Here is a 414-nt window from a genome sequence, read left to right as displayed (position 1 = left end):
GGGTCCCCGGTTCGAGTCCGTGAAGGTGCACCATGGCCCGTTGGTCAAGTGGTTAAGACAGCGGCCTCTCACGCCGTTAACATCGGTTCGAATCCGGTACGGGTCACCACGCCAAAGCAAGCTCCGGATCGTTCGCTTCCGGCAGAAGCGGAAAGCTTATTCCCTCCGCTGCTTTTTCGTTCCAAACCGCAAACGCTTCGCTGGTTTACGGTTTGGTGAGAGAGCGGGATGGTGAAAAGAGCTTGACAAGGGGAGCCAAATACAATATAATACAGTTTGTTCTCCGGTAAAGCCGGAAGACATAGAGTTGGTGCTGATTAGGGCGAGGGTCCACCCGTTCCCATTCCGAACACGGTAGTTAAGCTCGTTCCTGCCGACAATACTTGGCTGGCGACGGCCCGGGAAAATAGGTAG

General features: G+C 54.8%; 1 tRNA gene and 1 rRNA gene. Both read left to right on the top strand.

Going from position 1 to position 414, the window contains the following annotated elements:
- Positions 1-34: 34 nt before the first annotated feature.
- A tRNA-Glu gene (locus tag H9X91_RS14065) sits at positions 35-109 on the top strand.
- A 197-nt stretch (positions 110-306) separates the two neighbouring features.
- Positions 307-414 (top strand): 5S ribosomal RNA (rrf, locus tag H9X91_RS14060); the annotation flags it as partial.

This window comes from Oscillibacter valericigenes, assembly GCF_016902445.1.
Lineage (GTDB): Bacteria > Bacillota > Clostridia > Oscillospirales > Oscillospiraceae > Oscillibacter > Oscillibacter avistercoris.
The sequence above is the reverse complement of the archived record's forward strand: the minus strand, read 5'-3'. Positions and strand labels throughout refer to the sequence as shown.